This window comes from Arthrobacter sp. NPDC080073, assembly GCF_040686575.1.
In the GTDB taxonomy this organism is placed as follows: domain Bacteria; phylum Actinomycetota; class Actinomycetes; order Actinomycetales; family Micrococcaceae; genus Arthrobacter.
Window position 1 is genome coordinate 13775 of sequence record NZ_JBFBKR010000022.1, and the last position, 13353, is coordinate 27127.

The 13353-nt window shown below is 64.3% G+C and carries 14 protein-coding genes; 4 read left to right on the forward strand and 10 right to left on the reverse strand.

All coding sequences use genetic code 11. The annotated features are described in order from the left end of the window. Positions 1–181 precede the first annotated feature (181 nt). Both AB0O52_RS19520 and AB0O52_RS19525 read right to left on the reverse strand, forming a co-directional pair. On the reverse strand, positions 182–691 hold the full coding sequence (locus AB0O52_RS19520; RefSeq protein ID WP_364541118.1) for a TspO/MBR family protein: 510 nt from the start codon (positions 689–691) through the stop codon (positions 182–184). Between the two features lie 140 nt (positions 692–831). Beyond that, entirely contained in the window at positions 832–1533 is a 702-nt protein-coding gene (locus tag AB0O52_RS19525) for a TrmH family RNA methyltransferase (RefSeq protein WP_364541120.1), read from the reverse strand. A gap of 106 nt (positions 1534–1639) precedes the next feature. Between AB0O52_RS19525 and AB0O52_RS19530 the strand changes: the two genes are divergently transcribed. Next, positions 1640–2470 carry an HAD-IIA family hydrolase gene (locus AB0O52_RS19530; protein ID WP_364541123.1) on the forward strand — a complete coding sequence of 277 codons (831 nt, stop codon included), beginning with the start codon at positions 1640–1642 and terminating at the stop codon, positions 2468–2470. An 18-nt stretch (positions 2471–2488) separates the two neighbouring features. Next, entirely contained in the window at positions 2489–3181 is a 693-nt protein-coding gene (locus tag AB0O52_RS19535) for a tyrosine-protein phosphatase (protein ID WP_364541126.1), read from the forward strand. A gap of 24 nt (positions 3182–3205) precedes the next feature. On the opposite strand, the gene AB0O52_RS19540 is transcribed toward AB0O52_RS19535, so the two are convergent. Next, positions 3206–4258, reverse strand: coding sequence for a thioesterase domain-containing protein (locus AB0O52_RS19540; RefSeq protein WP_364541129.1), 1053 nt, complete (start codon positions 4256–4258; stop codon positions 3206–3208). Between the two features lie 67 nt (positions 4259–4325). After that, complete coding sequence (pyrE, locus tag AB0O52_RS19545; RefSeq protein WP_364541132.1) at positions 4326–4910, reverse strand: orotate phosphoribosyltransferase; 585 nt, start codon at positions 4908–4910, stop codon at positions 4326–4328. A 127-nt stretch (positions 4911–5037) separates the two neighbouring features. Between pyrE and AB0O52_RS19550 the strand changes: the two genes are divergently transcribed. After that, positions 5038–5679 (forward strand): NAD(P)-binding domain-containing protein, encoded by a 642-nt coding sequence (locus tag AB0O52_RS19550; RefSeq protein ID WP_364541135.1) that lies wholly within the window; start codon positions 5038–5040, stop codon positions 5677–5679. 81 nt (positions 5680–5760) lie between these two features. Here the strand turns inward: AB0O52_RS19550 and AB0O52_RS19555 are convergent, their stop codons facing one another. From AB0O52_RS19555 to AB0O52_RS19580, 6 genes are read right to left on the reverse strand one after another with little or no spacing between them, the layout of a single operon-like run. Beyond that, the gene (locus AB0O52_RS19555) at positions 5761–6672 is read right to left on the reverse strand and encodes a sugar phosphate isomerase/epimerase family protein (protein ID WP_364541137.1); all 912 of its coding nucleotides are present in this window, start codon (positions 6670–6672) and stop codon (positions 5761–5763) included. After that, positions 6669–7901: a Gfo/Idh/MocA family oxidoreductase gene (locus tag AB0O52_RS19560; RefSeq protein WP_364541139.1), complete on the reverse strand. Its 1233-nt coding sequence runs from the start codon at positions 7899–7901 to the stop codon at positions 6669–6671. The genes AB0O52_RS19555 and AB0O52_RS19560 overlap by 4 nt, the downstream gene beginning before the upstream one ends. Further along, positions 7898–8743, reverse strand: coding sequence for a sugar phosphate isomerase/epimerase family protein (locus AB0O52_RS19565; RefSeq protein ID WP_364541142.1), 846 nt, complete (start codon positions 8741–8743; stop codon positions 7898–7900). The genes AB0O52_RS19560 and AB0O52_RS19565 overlap by 4 nt, the downstream gene beginning before the upstream one ends. Positions 8744–8745: 2 nt before the next feature. Then, complete coding sequence (locus AB0O52_RS19570; RefSeq protein WP_364541145.1) at positions 8746–9666, reverse strand: carbohydrate ABC transporter permease; 921 nt, start codon at positions 9664–9666, stop codon at positions 8746–8748. Continuing rightward, positions 9663–10658: a sugar ABC transporter permease gene (locus AB0O52_RS19575; protein WP_364541148.1), complete on the reverse strand. Its 996-nt coding sequence runs from the start codon at positions 10656–10658 to the stop codon at positions 9663–9665. Before AB0O52_RS19575 ends, AB0O52_RS19570 begins: the two co-directional genes overlap by 4 nt. A 12-nt stretch (positions 10659–10670) precedes the next feature. Beyond that, entirely contained in the window at positions 10671–12026 is a 1356-nt protein-coding gene (locus tag AB0O52_RS19580) for an extracellular solute-binding protein (protein WP_364541151.1), read from the reverse strand. Positions 12027–12212: 186 nt separating this feature from the next. On the opposite strand from AB0O52_RS19580, the gene AB0O52_RS19585 reads away from it, so the two are divergent. Next, positions 12213–13235 carry a LacI family DNA-binding transcriptional regulator gene (locus AB0O52_RS19585; RefSeq protein ID WP_364541153.1) on the forward strand — a complete coding sequence of 341 codons (1023 nt, stop codon included), beginning with the start codon at positions 12213–12215 and terminating at the stop codon, positions 13233–13235. Positions 13236–13353: the final 118 nt, after the last annotated feature.

Here is a 13353-nt window from a genome sequence, read left to right on the forward strand (position 1 = left end):
GACTCCTATGCTGATTTCGTCTGTGGGTTTTGTTGACCCTGGAGTAGACCTATACGGCTAGGCACCATCCTAGCGACTTCGAATCCGGCACCGTGTTTCCGGTCACGGAGACGGGTAACACTTGCGGACGTTGAGTTCAGAAGGCATTCGGCGCTACGCCTTTGGAACTTCAGGTGCGGGATCAGCCAATGTTTTCTTCGTGGTTGAGTCTTGCGATTGCGGTCGACAAGGCCGTGGCGAATCCGCACCAGAGTGCGTAAGGGGCAAGAGCCACACCGGCGCTGCGGTTCAGCTTGTACGTTCGCCGCACCAAGTCGGCGCTGCTCGCCGTCAGCAGGGCACACTCCGCGGCAGCCAGCCAGGGCCGTCGGGCACGCCAGAAGAGCCAACTCCAGGAGGCATTGAGCACGAGGTTCACCGCAAAGGCCCCTCGGTAGGCGGTTGACTCCTGGCGCCGGGCTTTGCTGCCCGGGGCGCCGGGCGCGTCGCCGCTGGCTAACGCCCCCGCGGAACTCACTGCGAGATCGGCGTAGAGCGCCGTCCACACCAAGGGAAAGGCGATGGCCGGGGGCTGCCAGCTTGGTTTGCGCAACTGCCGGTACCAGCTGCCTTCCGGATCGGCCGCCACCGAGCCGGCCGCAGCCGTGGCTACAGTGGACGCAGCGGTCAACGCCAGTGGGATGAGTTTCATCAAGGCTCCTTTGGCTCCGCTGAAGTCCCTGCCGCACGCGAGCAGACCCATATGCCGATTGTACGGCGAAGCGCTGCCAACGGCTCGGGCTACCGAGCGGCCGGCAGGACCCTGCCGATCCGAAAAGAAGGAACCCCGCGTCAGCAGACGCGCTGGCCGAAGTTGTGCCTGCGGATCCAGGCGTGCATCGCGATTGCCGCAGCCGACGCCGCGTTCATGGACCGGGTGGAACCGTACTGCTCGATCGACAGCGTGGCGACGGCGGCGTCGTGCACTTCGGGAGTCAGGCCGGGGCCCTCCTGCCCGAACACGAGCACACAGTTGCGCGGAAGGTCGTAGGTTTCCAGCGGCACGGAATCGGGGAAGATGTCGATGCCGATGATGGCCAGCCCTTCCCCCTGCGCCCACTCCACGAAATCCTCCACGGTGGGGTGGTGGCGGACGTGCTGGTAGCGGTCGGTGACCATGGCCCCGCGACGGTTCCACCGGCGTCGTCCGATGATGTGGACCTCTTTGGCGAGGAACGCATTGGCCGTGCGAACCACCGTGCCGATGTTCAAGTCGTGCTGCCAGTTCTCAATGGCGATGTGGAAATCGTGCCGGTGCGCATCCAGGTCCGCGACGATCGCCTCGTGCTTCCAGTACCGGTACTTGTCCACGACGTTGCGGCGGTCGCCATCCGCCAGCAGGTCCGGATCCCAATGCCCGCCTTCCGGCCAGTCGCCTTCCCAAGGCCCGACGCCGACCTCCGGTTTCGCTTCGGACTCCCCCTCGGTGGCGGAGACGAACGACGAGTCAGCAGTGGCGTCGGTAGGGGCAGGGTTCTGGGGCCGGTCAGTCACTCTTCAACACTAGCCCGGGCCGCCGTAACGCAGGACACCCGGGTGTCTCCCGGACCGAAAGATGAAAGACTTGGGACGAGAAGCAGCCAATACGCGGAGGAAAAGCATGGAGAACGCAACCGAGGCCCCGACAAGCTCAGCCATTTACCGCAACGGACACGAAATCGAATGCTGGCTCACGGATATGGACGGCGTCCTCGTCCACGAAAACCAGGCGGTTCCCGGTGCGGCTGAACTGATCCAGCGCTGGGTGGACACCTCCAAGCGATTCCTCGTCCTCACCAACAACTCCATCTTCACCCCGCGGGACCTGGCGGCCCGGCTGAGCTCTTCCGGCCTGGAAATCCCGGAGGAGAACATCTGGACATCAGCCCTGGCTACGGCCCAGTTCCTCAAGGACCAGGTGCGGGGCTCGGAGTCCGGGAACCGGGCCTACACCATCGGCGAGGCAGGCCTCACGACGGCGCTGCACGAGGCCGGCTTCATCCTCACCGACCAGAACCCGGACTTCGTTGTGCTCGGCGAAACCCGCACCTACTCCTTCGAAGCGATCACCATGGCCATCCGGCTGATCCTCGCCGGGGCGCGCTTCATCGCCACCAACCCGGATGCCACCGGCCCCTCGAAGGACGGGCCGATGCCCGCCACCGGCGCCATCGCCGCGCTCATCTCGAAGGCGACCGGCCGCGAACCATACATTGTGGGCAAGCCGAACCCCATGATGTTCCGTTCCGCGATGAACCAGATCGACGCCCACTCCGAGACCACGGCCATGATCGGTGACCGCATGGATACCGACATCATCGCGGGCATGGAAGCCGGGCTGCACACCGTCCTGGTGCTCAGCGGCATCACCCAGCGCGAGGACATCGCGGCCTTCCCGTTCCGGCCGAACCAGGTCCTGAACTCGGTAGCTGATCTCAAAAGCCAGATCTAAGAAGAAGGGGCTGCTGCCATGGCTGTGCTGAACCTCCGTTCCCTGGCCGGTGGCCGTATTCTGAGGGGCAGCCAGCCGTTTGGCATGGACATCGCGGCGACGGGCGCCTTCCTGGAACGTCATGGCATCCAGGCGGTTGTGGACCTTCGAAGCGAATTTGAACGCGCCATTGTGCCTTGGCAACTGGCCAACGGCTCGATGTCCAAGGCTCCAGTGGAGCTCGTGGAGAACCCCCTCGATCCGCGTACCGCTTCCGAGGGGCTTCAGTCGATCCACACAGCCGAAGACCTTGGGGAGCTCTATCTCGGCTGGGTGCGAGCCCGCCCGGATTGGGTGGCCGAATCGCTGCGTCCCGCGGCCCAAGGCAAGCGGACCCTCATCCACTGCTCGCTTGGAAAGGACCGCACCGGCGTCGTGGCCGCTGTGGCTCTCCTCGCGACGGGCGCTGACCACGCGGCTGTCGTGGCGGACTACGCGGCAAGCACCGCTGCCCTCCCCGCGATGCTCGAAACCATGTCAGCAGCATGGCGGCTGGCTGTCCCCGAGGTTCCGGAGGAGGCATTCAGTCCCTCGCTCATGCTGCTTCAATCCCCCGAAGCTGCGATGGAGTACTTCCTGGACCGTTTCGGGCAGGAGTTCGGCAGCGCGGGGGATTACTTGCGCGACGCCGGCCTCAGTGGTTCCGAGCTGGCTGGATTGCGGCTCAGGTAGCGGCGTTCTTTCTTGAGGAACCGCTCAGTAGAACACCACCCGCGAGCCGGCGCGGGGCAGCGGAAAAAGCTCGTTCTCCAGGTCCTGGATGATCGGATTGTAGATAAAGGGATTCCACTGGGGGCTCGCATGGGCGGGTCGGGCGCCGTCGGTCCTGCGGCCCGTGGACGCGATGTTGAGGGGAAATGTCTTGGCCCACGCTGCCCGGGCCGTTCCGTAGTTCACGGTGTCGTCATTCGGGTTTCCGATAAAGGCCATGCGGGCGTCCCCCAGCCTGTCGACAAAGCGCGTGCCGTCGAAATGGTAGATGTAGTCCGACTCGCTTTGGATCAACACGCTCGACGGCGCGATCGGCGAGAGCTGCTCCAGGGTCTGGTTCCAGATCTGCCCCCACGTGCGTTCATGCTTGTTCACCACGCGCTCCCCAAGCTCGTAACCGCCGCGGAGGACCGACGGAACCTGGAAGCCGCTCTCGTACAAGAACACCACGCCGTCGAACCAGCTTTGATCGAGGATGTCGTACTTACTGAACGGCGAGGAATCCAACAGGATCAGCTTGACGCTGACGCCGTTCCTTTCGCGCAGGAGCGCGGCCACTTCGGTGGCCAACATCCCGCCGAAACTGTGGCCGTAGAAATACAGGGTGTTCAGCTTCCGCGCATTGATGTAGGCGAGCACGGCGTCCACAACCTCGGTGACTTCCAACCCCAGATTGGAGTATCCGACGGCGGCCATCTGGGCCCGCTGCCGCAGCGAACCGCGTATCGAGTTGAGGATCCATTGGGCCTCTTCCCAGCTGGTCTTGTAGCCGGGAAAGAGAATCCAACTCGAGTTGGGGTAGTACGACTCTGCGAAATCGTCCCCCACCGGAAGGATCTTGGTGGTGCGACGTTCAGCCTGGACCTGGCGGGTGAACAGCATGTCCGCTGCGAGGGCCGTGGAAGCACCCGCTCCAATCAGGAAGGAGCGACGGGAGAAACTCTTCAGCTCGGCGGCTTGGCGGAGCACCCGGGCGGGGGAGCCCGGGTCCTGCCAGCGTTGCTGCTTCCGGGGAAATTTTCCCGCCCGATAGTTCACGCAGCCAGCTTAGGCTTTTCGGCCGCCGGGCACACGGGCCCGTTCAGCCCCGCCTAGCGCGGGAAGCTTAGTCGAGTCCCAGCTCGTCCTTGCCGAAGGCGAAGAGGTACGGCACGCCGGTTTCGGCTTCGATCTTTTCCTTGGCGCCAGTGTTGCGGTCCACGATGACGGCCACGGCCACCACGTTGCCGCCGGCCTTGCGGACGCCTTCGACGGCGGTCAGTGCCGAGCCGCCGGTGGTGGAGGTGTCCTCGAGAACCACGACGTTGCGGCCCTCCACCGAGGGACCTTCCACCTGGCGGCCCATGCCGTAGGACTTCTGCGCCTTGCGCACGACGAAGGCATCGACGGCGCGGCCGGCGTCGGCGGCGGCGTGCATCACAGCGGTAGCGACCGGGTCCGCACCCATGGTCAGGCCACCGGCGCACTCAACGGCGATTCCGGCGTCGTCGATCATGGACAGCATGACCTGGCCGACCAGCTTCGAAGCCTCGTGGTGGAGGGTGATGCGTCGCAGGTCGATGTAGTAGTCCGCCTCGGCACCGCTGGAAAGGATCACTTTGCCGCGGACGACCGCCAGTTCTTTGATCAATTCAAGGAGGCGGGCACGGGCAGCGGCAGTGGCGGTGGCAGCATCAGAGGCGACAGTCATGGTGCCTATTCTACGTAAAGCCGTTGGACGCGAGGGAATGGGCGGCGTCACGGAAAGTCCACGGTGCGTCCGCGTCACTCGCCGTAACCTGTGAAATATCCGCGTCGCATACCGTGTTCCCGCACATATGACAACAATCGGAATCATCGGTGCAGGACACATTGGCAGCCAAATCGCCCGCAAGGCGGTCGAACTCGGCTATGACGTAGTGATAAGCAACTCGCGGGGACCGGAGACCCTGGCGGGACTAGTGGCGGAGCTTGGCACTCGTGCCCGGGCCGCAACGCCGGCCGAGGCAGCGGCGGCAGGCGATTTCGTCGTCGTGACCGTTCCCCTCAAGAGCTACCAGGACATTCCCGTGGAGCCGCTCGGCGGCAAGATTGTGATCGACACGAACAACTACTACTGGGAGCGGGACGGCCGCATCCCGGAGCTCGACAAGGGCGAGGCCACCACGTCGGGCATGCTGCAGAAGCACTTGCCCACGTCCAAGGTGGCCAAGGGTTTCAACCACATCATGGCGAAGGAGATCGGCACCGACGGCACCCCGGCGGGCTCCGAGAACCGCCGCGCGCTGGCCACCGCCAGCGACTACCCCGAGGCCGCCGAACTCGTAGCGAAGCTCTACGACGAGTTCGGCTTCGACACTGTCAACATCGGACCGCTCGATGAGAGCTGGCGCGTGGAGCGTGACCGCCCGGCCTACGTGGTCCGGCAGAACGCCGCCGAACTCAAGGAGAACCTGGCCAAGGCAACGCGCACCATCTAGGAACCTCCAAACAACACAGCAGCCGCGTGCCTCGGAAAGGCAAGCGGCTGCTGCTGTGTTAAGTGTTGAGGAGCGGCCCGGTCAAGATGCCGAAGCGGGATCGACGACGGCGAACCCCGCCAACGCGGCCGCCTTGCGGACGTACGCCAGGTTCGACGCGGTCCGTTCCTCCAACGGAAGCACGGTGGAAAAGTCTTCCAGCGTGACCCAGGAGTCGTAGCCGACCTCTGCGAGCGCCCGGAAGTAGCCCAGGACGCTGCCCTGTCCCTCGGCCAGGGGGGCCCATTCGTTGACCCACACGGCCGCACCCGATTCGTCCTTCCCCTCGGTGCGGACCCAGCGGGCGTTCTTCACGTGGACATGTGCCAGATAGGGCCCGAGGAGCTGGAGTGCGGGCAACGGCGATTCCCAGCCCTCGATCAGCAGGTTGCCGAGGTCATGGATAACGCCGACATGCTTGGGGTCCAGCCCTTCCAGCAATCGCCGGGCCGAGGAGGCCGACGCGGTCACGGTTCCATGGTGCAGTTCCACGAGCGCTTTGACGCCGTGGTGTGCCGCGCGGGAAGCGACCCACTCGTAGTGTTCCCGGGTGGCGGCAAAGAGTTCCGGGTAGGACAGGCCGCTTGGTTCCTGGCCGCCCATGTTCGAGTTGCCCAGCGGCAACACGTTCACGCGGACCTGCTTTGCACCCAAGGCTGCGGTCGCGGCGAGGACCCGATCGACGTCGTCGTGGTTGTCGCAGCGGGCGTAACCGCCGAGTCCGGAGAATTCCAGCCCTGATTCCGCGGTGACACGGGCAATCTCGGGGATCGAATCCTCCAAACCCGTCATGGGCCAGGTGGCACGGTTCCCTGCCCAGAAGCCTGGTTCCGCTGCCTCCGCCTGGTCGGTGACGCGCCATTCGATGCCGTCCCACCCCTGTGCAGCAAGCTTGGTGGCGGCTTCCTGCGGCGACCATTCCGGCGTGGATGCGGTGAAGACGGAGAACTTCATGCCGATACCTCTTCGCGGTGCGAGCCAGTGGGGGCTTCCGGGTGGGAAGGGGCCCCGCCGGTGCGGACCTCCACATTGTTGTACTTGCCGGCAATGACGTCGGCGATCAGCACGGGCTGGCCCAAGGTGGCCGAGACATACAGGGCACGCACGGTAGCCAGAGCAGTCACGGCGTCCCGGACGGTAACGCCCGCGGGGCGTCCTGCCCGGATCGCCGCGATGATGTCGCGGTATTGCCGGACATGTCCGGCCGGGTACACCGTGGGATCCAGTGCTTCGACAGTGTCGTCCGGGTATTTGGCGAGTTCGACGGCGGCCTGGTTCCCGCCGCCGAGGATGCCCATGGCGCTGCTTTCCGAAGGATCTGCGGCGTCGGAGGCGTGGAAGTACGCGAGGTCGTCGTTGTCGATCACTGCGGAACCCTTGCTGCCCATCACCTGGAGGCGCACCGTCAAGCCCGGGTACGCCGCCGTCGTCGCGTGCAACACGGCAAGGGCGCCCGACTCGAAGGTGACAGTAGCTACGGCGGTGTCTTCCACCTCAACGCCTTCGTGTGCGAGAAGCGCGGTTTTGGCGCTGATCTCGAGGGGCCGGCCGAGGAACCACAAAAGCAGGTCTACGGTGTGGACGCCCTGGTTCATGATGGCCCCGCCGCCGTCCATGGTCCAGGTTCCGCGCCAGGCCCCCGAATCGTAGTAGCCCTGGCTCCGCCACCAACTGACGGAGGCGACGGCCGAGGTCAGTGTGCCGAAGCGCCCGGCTCGACGGGCCTCGTCCACTACCCGGCTGGCCGGATCGAAGCGGTGCTGGCTGATCACGGTGGCCACCAGGCCCTTGGCCTCGGCAGCCTTGGCCGCAGCCAGGATTTCGTCCGCCTTGCCCAAGTCAACGTCAAGCGGCTTTTCGATCACCACGTGCTTGCCGGCGTCGAGCGCTTCGAGCGCTTGCTCGATATGCAGCCCGCTGGGCGTCGCGATGATGACCACGTCAACCGGTGCGGCGGCGATCGCCTCGGCCAGCGTCGGGAAGACCGCAGGCCTAGGGTCGCCCTGGGCTTCGATCTTCGCGGCAAGCGCCTCGGAAGCCTCGGCAACCACATCCACAAGCGCCGTGATGGCCACCTCCGGGAATTCGCGGATCGCCGCCGAGTGGGTGCGGCCGATGACCCCGCACCCTACGATCGCGGCCCGGATCTCCGAAGCGCCGGGAGCTTTTGAGGCCTCGCTCACTTCGTCCCCACCCCTGCTTCGTGGAGGACTTTCGCGAACGCCCTCGCTGCAATGCCGAACGCGGTCGGGCCGGAGAATCCGCCCAGTCCATGGGCGCCGGCCAGGTGTGGCTCGAGGCTCGCGAAGCCGGTGTACCCGTCGGCCTTCAGGGCCTGAACCGTGCGGAGGACATCGCCGTCGCCTTCGCCCGCCGGCACCACGGTGGCGTCCGAGAACAAGGCATCCTTCACCTGCAGGTATTCAAGGTGCGGGCGGAGCTTGGCGTAGCCGTCGTCGAAAGGCTTGACGCCCACCTGGACGAAATTCGCCGCGTCCCAAGCCACTTTGAGCGCGGGAGACGCCACGGTTTCGACGATGTCCAAGACTCGTTCGGGGATATCGCCGTAGATGTCTTTCTCGTTTTCGTGCAGAAGCACGACGCCGGCCTCTTCCGCCACGTCCGCGAGCGCACGCATGCGTTCGATGACCGCATCCCGGATGCTCTCCACCGCGACGTCCTCGCCGTAGTAGAAGGAGAAGATCCGGATGTAGCGGGATTCCAGGACCTGGGCGGCGTTGATTGCCCGGCGAAGCCGTTCCACCTCGTGCTCCACGGGAAGGGAAATGTCCACTTTCCCGATTGGCGAGGCGATCGCGGAAACCTTCATGTCCGCGGCATCCAGCAAGGACTTCAGTTCACGGAGCTGTGCATCATCCAGATCCACGATGTTGGTGCCCCAGGCACTGCGGACCTCGATGTGCTTGGCTCCCAATGCCTGCATCACGGCAATCTGGATCTTGGGGTCGTCGTCGATCTCGTCGCCGAAGCCCGAGAGCTCCCATTCAACAGCTGGCGTGCTCATAGTTACTTGACTCCTCCGGCGGTCAGGCCGCCCACTAGGTAACGCTGGAAAATCAGGTACAGGATGACCACCGGGGCGGCACACACAAGGGAAGCCGCCATCATCTGGCCGTAGTAGGGAATGGCGCCGCCTTCTTGCGAGGCGCCGAAGACCTGGAGCGCGACGGCGGCCGTCTGGCTTTCGGGCCGCGTCATGACCGAGGCGAACAGGACATCGTTCCAGCCGAGCAGGAAGGCGAAAATCCCGGAAACGACGACGCCGGGCCAGCTCAGCGGGAGGATGATCCGCACCAGCACGCCCAGGTTGCTGGCGCCGTCGATCCTTGCCGCCTCTTCGAGTTCCCGCGGCAGGCCGCGCAGGTAGGTGACCATCACCCAGGTGGAGAACGGCATCGCGAACGTCAGGTACGTCACGAACAGGCCCCATTGCGTGCCGATGACCTGGATGCCCAGGTAGCTGGCGGACGAGGAGAACAGCACGAAGACCGGAAGCACCATGAGGGTGCCTGGAACCGACTGCAGTCCGAGGAGCCCGCGAAGGATCGTCAAGCGGCCACGGAATTGGTAGCGGACCAGGACGTAGGCGGTTGCGATCGACATCAGCGCGGAGACCACGGCGGTGGAACCGGCCACGAGGACGCTGTTGGCCAGGCCCGTGGCCAGTCCAACACTCGACCAGATGGTGGAGTAGTTCTCAAAGGAGACGCTGGACGGGAAGAACTCGCCCCGGGCCACGCCGATGTCCGAGTTCACGGACGCCAGGAAGATGTACGCCACCGGAATGAGCACCAGGGCACACAACACCGTCAGGATGATGGCGAGCATAGGCCCCGGCAAGAGTTTGGTGACCTCGTGCTGGCGTTTGGAGCCCGGGCGGAAGTCTTCGCTCGATTGGCGTCCGACGGCGGTAGTTGCGGTGCTCACTTTTTGCCTCCGGGAGTTTCGGCGTCATCGAGTTTGACGGCCCGTAGATAGACGAACAGGGGAATCGCGATCAGGATCAGCGAAACGAACGCCATGGCTGCGCTGAGTCCGAACCTGAAGCTCTGGAAGCTCGTGACGTAGGTGAGGATCGGGAGCAGCTCCACATCGGACGGGGCAGGTACTCCGAACAGGACGAACGGCAAGGTGAAGTTGTTGATGTGGTGCAGCATGCCGATCAGGAACGCCAAGGAGAGCGGTCCCTTCAGGTACGGGAAGACCACGTAGCGCAGCTTGTTCCACCACAGCGCACCGTCAAGGGCCGAGGCCTCGTGGACCTCATGGTCCACGGACTGGAGCCCGGACAATGCCAGCAGGTAGACGAACGGCCACGATGCCCAGATCTGGACCAGGATCAGGGTCCAATAAGACTGGGGACCGTTGAGCCACAGGCCGGGGTCGATGCCTACCGAGTGCAGTGCCGAATCGATCACGCTGCCCGGCTGGAACATCGTGCGCCACACCGTGGCCACCACGAAGGAGGGAAGGACGTACGGGACCAGGAAGATGGAACGGATCACAGCCCGGCCCTTGAACGCGTTCTGGGTCGCGACGGCGCCGGCGATGCCGAGCGGGATAGTGACCACCATAGCGAGCAAGGAGTAGCTGACGCTGAGCCAGATGGCGTGGAGCAAAGGCGATGCGGTCAGCGCTTCGATGAAGTTCTGGACTCCGATGAACGGAGCGCTGACCCACTGGCGCAGCGAATACTGGTCCAGGTCCAGCCCCGACATGAAGATGCCGAGGACGAGTGGCACCACGATGATGATCACCATGAGCAGCCCGCCTGGAATCAGCATCCACAAGGGGCGGTTGCGTTCGCTCAGCCCCTTGCGGCGCCGGGGCGTGTTGTCCGGCGACTGCGGGTCCGGCTTTGCAGCGCGGGACGATTTGCGGCGCGTGGACTTTCCCGCAGTCAATGAATCGGTGGACATGTCAGTTCCTACTTACTTCGATGCCCGGTCAAGTGAGGCCTGGCCCTTGGATTGTGCGTCCTTGAGGCGCGCCTGGAGGCTGGCGTCGTCCACTGAACCCTTGGAGAGGTCGGGGATCGACTGGACCACGACGTTGAGGAGGGCGAGCTGGATGTCGCCCCAAGCCCCGGTGAACGGGGTGGCCTTGGACTTCGCGGCAGTGTCGGCAACCGGTTGGAGGACAGGGTTGTCCAAAGCCTTCAGGGCTTCGGCGTTGGCCGGCAGGTCCCCGAAGATCTTCTGGTAGTTCAACTGCTCATCTTTGGACGTGATCAGGTTGATATAAGCGAAGGCAAGGTCCTTCTGCTTCGAGTAGTCGGCAACAACCACGTTGTCACCGGACAGGATGCTGGCCGCCTTCGCGCCATCGCCCTGCGGAGACGACTGGCCCGGCGCCGTCGTCGGCATGGCTGTGTAGGCGTACTTTCCCGCGACAGCCGACTTGTCCAGAGTCGGGAGGGAACTCGACGTCGTCATCATGAGGTATCCGGCCTTGCCCGAGGCAAAGGCGGCAACGGCATTGCTGTTGCTCCACCCGATGGAAGCCGGATCGACTACCTTGTCCTTGGTAAGCCAGCCGAAGTAGGTTTCGTAGGCTTTCTTGACGGCCGGGTCATCAAGCTTGAGCGTTTTTCCGTCCACGAGCGGGTTACCTGCCTGGACGGACATTGCCCAGATGAACTTCCAGGGGTCAAAGCTGTCCTTGTACCCGGTGGCCAGGCCGAAGGTGCCCGTGGACGGATCGGTCATCTTCTTGGCCTGGGCTGCAAGCTCGTCCCAGCTGGTGGCGGGCTTGTCGATCCCGGCCGCTTTCAGGATGTCCTTGTTGTACGCCATCACGAACGGCCGGCTGACAAAGGGAATGCCCGCCTGGTGCTGGGCGTCCGGGCCGGAAATTCCAAGGGCGGCCTGGTTGAACTTGTCTTTCCCGCCTACCTTCTTCCAGTCGTCGTCGGACAAAGTCACGAAGGCCTTGGTTGCATACGCGGTGGGCGTGAAGGTGGTACCGAGGCTGTAGACGTCAGGTCCCTGTCCGGAGACGACGGACGTCTGGATGCGGGTCAGTTCATCGTTGGCCGAAGCGAAGGTTTCGAATTGGACGTCGGCACCGGTCTGGGCCTTGAACTTGGCCGCAATGTCGGTGAACCATTGCTTCTGCTGGGCTGGATAGGCGGCGCTGGAGTTGACCAGGACGCTCAGCTTCTTGCCCTTGCCGTCAACAGGCCCGACGCTCCCCCCGGAGCTGGTGCTGCCGCCTCCACAGGCGGTCAAGGCTAGTGCGGCTGTTACGGCAACAGCGGCAAATTTGGCGGACGATGCAAACTTCATTGTTTTCCTCCCTGGAGCCCGATGGGCCTCATTGGCGTGGTGCGCGTCACATCGGGGTGATTGCTCCGAGTCTAGGCACGCGCAACAACGATGACAAGCGATTGCCAAAAATTGTCATCGGTGCTGCAATTGTGGGACAAGTCACTCGTTGTGGAGCGGCTGCGGCAGATGAGGAACACCTAGACGATGGCAGAACTTCAGCTCCAGTCACCGGGCAAGCAGCCCACGATCCGCGACGTCGCGGAGCTCGCGGGAGTGGCGACGTCAACGGTCTCGAGAGCCCTGAGCAATCCGGGGAGGGTGAACCACGTGACGCGCGAGCGGATCGAAGAAGCGGCCGCGCAATTGAATTACATTCCCAGCTCCCAGGCCCGCGGGCTCAGCTCCGGACGCACCCAGACTGTTGCCGTCCTGGTTCCGGACATCACCAATCCGTTCTACTTCGACATCATCCGCGGGGCGCAGCACCAGTTGAAGGCCGCCGGCTACACGCAGTTGCTCGTAGACACCGAGGAATCAGCGGAGATGGAGGCAGATGCCCTGCAGAAGATGCGCCGTTCGGCCGACGGATTCATCCTTGCCGCATCCCGATTGACGGATGCGCAGCTGGCCGAAGCGGCGGCGCAGCAGCCACTGGTCACCATCAACCGGGCCCCCGCAATTGCACCCACGGTGGTGATCGATACGCCGTCGGCCATCATCCAGGCGCTGGAGCACCTGGTCTCGCTGGGGCACACACGGATTTGCTTCGTCGGAGGCCCGGCCACCTCCTGGTCCAACGCCAAGCGGTGGCAAGCATTCCAGGAAGAAACCACGGAACGGAAGCTGACCACATTCAGTGTGGGACCGTTCGCACCCAAGACCACCTCGGGCGCGGCCGCAGCGGACGCCGCGGCACACACGGGGGCCACGGCCTGCATCGTCTTCAATGACCTGTTGGCCATCGGGATGCTGCAGCGGCTGCGCGAACGCGGTATCCGGGTGCCCGAGGACATGAGCATCGTCGGTTGCGACGACATCTTCGGAGCCGATTTCTGCAACCCTCCCCTCACCACCATGGCGTCTCCCATTGAACAAGCCGGTCGTGTGGCCGTCTCCATGCTCCTGTCCAGGCTGAATCCCCAGTACGGCGGCACGAGCCGGCGCTTGGCAGTCATGCCCACCCACCTGACGGTCCGGGCGTCGACGGGCGCCGCCCCTGTGCGCTGAACGGGCGGCGTGCCCGCCCAACTAGCTCGCAGTTGTTGTCGTTATGGGCGCTCAAAACGACAACAACTGCGTGCTAGTTGGGTGGGACCAGCGTTCCGGGGTAAAACACATGGGGTGA